Here is a 4,918-nt window from a genome sequence, read left to right as displayed (position 1 = left end):
GGTCAGAGCGTGCGACGGAGCTGCGTGAGGCGCTCGCGGGCGGCGTGCCAGGCCGCGTGGCCCGGGTCGATCACGTCGCGGTGGCCCCCGGGGGGCACGAGCAGCTCGATGTCCGCGCCAGCGGCCCGGGCGGTCTCCACGTACTCGCGCGATCGCCGGGCGGGCACCGTCTCGTCGTGCTCCGGATGGACCACGGTGACCGGCACACCGAGCGGGATCCGGCGGGAGGGGTCCGCCTGCTCGAAGCGGTCCGGGACATCCTCGATCGTGCCGCCGAGAACGGCGGCGGCAGGGGCTCCGGCGCGCACCATGTTCGTCACTGGCGCGAGCGCCACGACATGGCGGATCCGCACGGCCGGGTCGACGCCCGGAGCCCGCGCCGGGAGCTCGTGGCGCCCGCCCGCCCACAGCGCCAGTTGGCCGCCGGCGCTGTGGCCGACGGCCACGACCCGGCCGAGGTCGACGCGGGCATCCTCGAGATGGGCGAGGTGGTCGATGGCGGTGGCGAGGTCACTGAACGTCGTGGGCCAGCCGCCGCGTCCGCCGCGGCCTATCCGCCCGTACTCGACGTTCCAGGTGGCCCACCCGTGACGGGCGAGATCGGCCGCCAGCGGGCGCATGACGAGGCTGCCGAACTGCGTGCGCCAGTAGCCCCCGTGCACGACGACCGCCACGGGATGCGGCTCCGACGGGGATGCCCCGCGCGGGACGAGCAGCTCGGCGACCCCGTCCTTGTGCGGCGCGACGCGGTGCCGCGGCGGACGCGTGAGCGCGTGGCGGAGGACCTTCGACGTCAGCGACACGGAACCGGACCTCGTGGGGGCACCGGACCTCGCACTCAGGCGGTGAGCTTCGGCGAGGTCCAGGGGGCCGCGAGTCGTTCGCTCAGCAGCGCCGGCAGCTCGTCGATGGCGATCCGCTCCTGCTGCAGCGAGTCGCGGTCGCGCAGCGTCACGGTCCGGTCCTCGAGGGACTGGTGGTCGACCGTCACGCACCACGGCGTGCCGATCTCGTCCTGGCGCCGGTAGCGCTTGCCGATCGATCCGCCCTCGTCGTACTCGGTCTGCATCCGGCCGCGCAGCGCGGCGAAGATCTCGCGGGCCAGCTCGGGCTGCCCGTCCTTCTTGACCAGCGGGCAGACCGCGACCTTGACCGGGGCCAGTCGCGGATGGAGCTTCAGCACGGTGCGGACGTCCCCGTCGTCGACCTGCTCCTCGTCGTAGGCGTCGACGAGGAAGGCCAGGGTGGCGCGGTCCGCACCCGCCGCGGGCTCGATCACGTGCGGGACGTAGCGCTCCTTGGTCTGCGGGTCGAAGTACTCGAGCTTCTCGCCGGAGTGCTCGGCGTGCTGGGTGAGGTCGAAGTTGCCGCGGTTGGCGATCCCCTCGAGCTCGGACCAGCCGATGGGGAACAGGTACTCGACGTCGGCGGTCCCCGACGAGTAGTGCGACAGCTCGTCCGCGTCGTGCTCGCGCATCTGCAGGTGGTCGGGCCGGATGCCGAGGTCGGTGTACCAGGCGTGACGCGTGGCCTTCCACTCCTCGTACCAGCGCGGTGCGTCCTGCGGCGGGCAGAAGAACTCCATCTCCATCTGCTCGAACTCGCGCGTGCGGAAGATGAAGTTGCCCGGCGTGATCTCGTTGCGGAAGGACTTGCCGACCTGCGCGATGCCGAACGGCGGCTTCTTGCGGGCGAACTGCAGGACGTTCTTGAAGTTGATGAAGATGCCCTGCGCGGTCTCCGGGCGCAGGTAGGCGATCGACCCGGTGTCCTTGACCGGCCCCACGGTCGTCTCGAACATCAGGTTGAAGTCGCGCGCCTCCGTGAAGTCGTGGCGGCGGTCCTCGGTCTTGGGCAGGCTCGCCTTCGCCGGGCACATCTCCTCGTGGTCCACGTGGTCGGCGCGGAACCGCTGCTTGCACGTGCGGCAGTCGACCATGGGGTCGCTGAAGCCGGCGAGGTGTCCGCTGGCCTCCCACACCTTCGGGTGCTGGAGGATCGCGCTGTCGAGCGCGACGATGTCGTCGCGCTCCTGCAGCATCGCGCGCCACCACTCGTTCTTGACGTTGGTCTTCAGCAGGACGCCGTAATGGCCGTAGTCGTACGTCGACCCGATGCCCCCGTAGATCTCGGAGGAGGCGAAGATGAAGCCGCGGCGCTTGCACAGCGCCACGATCTTGTCCATGGTCACGACGTCGTCGGGCATGCGGGGCAGGGTATCCGTCGGGCCTGGGCCGGGACCTTCCGCCGTCCCCCGGGTATCGTCGGCCCCCGGTGTCCGATCCGTCTCCCCGACCCGCCGTTCGCGCGACCGCCGTCGTGCTTCTCGTCGCGCGCCTCAGCGTGCGGGAGGCCGTCGGGGCCCGCGCGCTGCGCGGACTCGCGCTTCTGACCGCCGTGGTCCTCGGCCTCTTCGCGCTGGCCTCGGCCCAGGGCCTGGACGCTGCCCGTGCCGCGCCCGGGACCCTCACCGAGGATCTCGTCGGATCGACGCTCCTGGGCACGGCGGCGTTCGCCGCGCTGCTCCTGGGCTCGGTCGTCGCCGTCTTCCTCGCGCACGGCGCCGTGCGCGGCGACGCCGAGCGCGGCCTGCTGCAGCCGCTGCTGGTGCGGCCCGTGGGACGCGGCGCGGTGCTCCTGGGACGGCTCCTCGGAGCCGTCGCTCCGGCGGCGGGCTTCACGGCGATCCTCTGGCTCGCCGCTGTGGCCATCGTCCGCGTCGCGGGCGGCTGGCCCCCCGACGCGTGGGTGGGGCCGGGGCTAGGCCTCGTCGCGGCGGTCGTGCTCGTGGCGATCACGGCGACCGCGCTGTCCACGGTGCTGCCGGCGCTCGGCACCGGCATCGTGACACTCGCGCTCGTCGGTCTGGGGTTCACCGTCGGCCTGCTGGCCCAGCTCGCCGCGTCGCTGGACCTCCAGGCGCTGACGCGGACCGCCGACGCGGTTGCGCTCGCGCTGCCGTTCGAGGCGCTGTACCGCCATGTCTTGTTCCTGCTGGGGGCCGAGGTCGGGGACCTGTCGCAGTTCGGCATCGCCGCCGGTCCGTTCGGCGGCGCGCGCGAGGCCAGCGGCTGGTACGCCGTCTGGGTGCCCGGGTGGGCGCTCGTGGTCGGCTCGCTCGCGGTGTGCCGGGCGCGTCGCCTCGACCTCTGAGACGGAGCGGGTCCCCGGTAGACGATCGTTCGACCGGAAGCCAACCGCGACATCTGGTACATATTCCGCCAGGCGCGTCAGAGGTCGCACACGCACGACGACCGCGCCGATTCGTCAAGGTCCAGGAGGTCCAGCTCGTGTCGTTCCCCGGAGTTCCCCTGCGCGGTCTCGCGCGCCCGCTCACCGTGCTCACGACGTGCGGCATCGTGCTGTGGGGCTGCGGTCCCGCCGGTGACGTCAGCGATCCGACCGAGGTCTCCGGTCCCGGCGCGGTGATGAGCGTCAACCGCACGGCGGTGACCGCGGGAGACGAGGTGGAGCTCGACGTCACCGGCACGCGCCTGCCGGCCGATACCTCGAAGCCGGCCCGTGGGGCGCAGACCACCCCGGCGGACTGTCCCTCGGAGGTCTACTTCTTCACCGACGACGAGGTCGGGGTCGACGCCAGGCTGACCCCGGTGCCGACCCTGGTCGTCGACGGTGTCTGCCGGATCGCCAAGGCGGTCAAGACCGTCAAGCTCACCGCGGGCAAGACCCCCGGCACCCGCGATCAGAAGATCTACGTGGTCGCGGAGGGCGTCAACCGCACGTACAGCCGCGTGCTCAGCAGCCAGGCGTCCGTGACCGTCAAGGTGACGACGCCCGCCCCCGGGACCGCCCCCGCCGCGCCGGCTCCCGCACCGGCGGCTCCTGCCCCGACACCGGCGCCCGCCGGGCCGAGCCCGAGCCCGACGCCGGCCCCGACGCCCCCGCCCGCGCCGGCCACGCCGATCGCGTGCAACAGCCACACCAACCCCTGGACCGGGACGCTCCCGTACGGGACCTTCTTCTGGAACCCGGATCCGGGTGTCGCGGGCTCGGAGATGACCTTCGACGCCTCCGACAGCTACGACCCGGACGGCACGATCACCCGGTACCGCTGGGACTTCGACGGTGACGGCACCGCCGACGCCGATTCGACCACGCCGATTGCGCGGTACACGCCGGCGGCCCCCGGACCGCTGAAGGTCTGCCTCGAGGTCACCGACAACAGCGGCAACGTCTACGCGTCCGAGCACTACAGCGGCCCGCTGCAGATCAAGCCGGCCGGCTACCTCACCGCCGGACCGTTCTTGGTCTCGCCGGACCCGCCGGTCGCGGGGTCGACGACCACGTTCACGGCCGCCGACGTCCCCAGGACCGAGGAGCTGCTGTTCTTCTCGGACGTCATCGATCCTCCGGTGCTGCAGCCGGCGTCGGACCGCACCTGGGACCACACGTACTCGAGTGCGGGCGCGGTCAAGGCGCTCGTCGTCCACCGCCGCGGTGACGGCTCGGCGGGCAACCCCCACGAGGAGAGCACCTGGACGCGGTTCCTCAACGTGCGCGCCAGCGCTCGTGGCGCGGCCGTGGCTCGTGCGGCCGCCAAGAAGAAGGCGAAGAAGAAGACCAAGACGGTCAAGATCACGGCGCGGCTGAAGGCGACCCGCACCCTCGTCTCCCCGGGGCGGCTCTCGCTCGCGTCGGGCACGCTCAGCACCAAGCGCGCGGTCGTCAAGGGCCGGATGTCCGCCGTGCTCTCGAAGTCGCAGAAGAAGAAGCTGCCCAAGGCGCTGTCGTTCCTGCGCAGCGCCGACTACGCCGCCACCTTCAGCGGCCGCCGCGTGGTCCTCACCCCGAACCTGTCGGGGCTGGCCGGCACCGGGTACGTCCTCGCGCAGGCGCGCAAGGATCGGCGCACGCGGGTCTGCCTGCGGGTCCGGACCGACGGCTTCACGGTCACCGG

The 4,918-nt window shown here is 72.3% G+C and carries 4 protein-coding genes; 2 read left to right on the top strand and 2 right to left on the bottom strand.

Annotated features, from left to right (window positions below; genetic code table 11):
• Positions 1 to 2: 2 nt before the first annotated feature.
• Positions 3 to 803 (bottom strand): alpha/beta hydrolase family protein, encoded by an 801-nt coding sequence (locus ABYE80_RS17155; RefSeq protein ID WP_372791526.1) that lies wholly within the window; start codon positions 801 to 803, stop codon positions 3 to 5.
• A 35-nt stretch (positions 804 to 838) separates the two neighbouring features.
• Positions 839 to 2,206, bottom strand: a complete 1,368-nt coding sequence (locus ABYE80_RS17150) for a glycine--tRNA ligase (protein WP_372791525.1) — start codon at positions 2,204 to 2,206, stop codon at positions 839 to 841.
• A 68-nt stretch (positions 2,207 to 2,274) separates the two neighbouring features.
• Between ABYE80_RS17150 and ABYE80_RS17145 the strand changes: the two genes are divergently transcribed.
• Entirely contained in the window at positions 2,275 to 3,153 is an 879-nt protein-coding gene (locus tag ABYE80_RS17145) for an ABC transporter permease (RefSeq protein WP_372791524.1), read from the top strand.
• A 137-nt stretch (positions 3,154 to 3,290) separates the two neighbouring features.
• Positions 3,291 to 4,918, top strand: a 1,628-nt coding sequence (locus tag ABYE80_RS17140) for a PKD domain-containing protein (protein ID WP_372791523.1), incomplete at its 3' end; no start/stop codon positions are given.

The sequence above is a fragment of the Paraconexibacter sp. genome, from assembly GCF_041602235.1.
GTDB lineage: Bacteria > Actinomycetota > Thermoleophilia > Solirubrobacterales > Solirubrobacteraceae > Paraconexibacter.
Note: the sequence above shows the minus strand (reverse complement) of the source record. Positions and strands in the feature narration are given on the sequence as shown.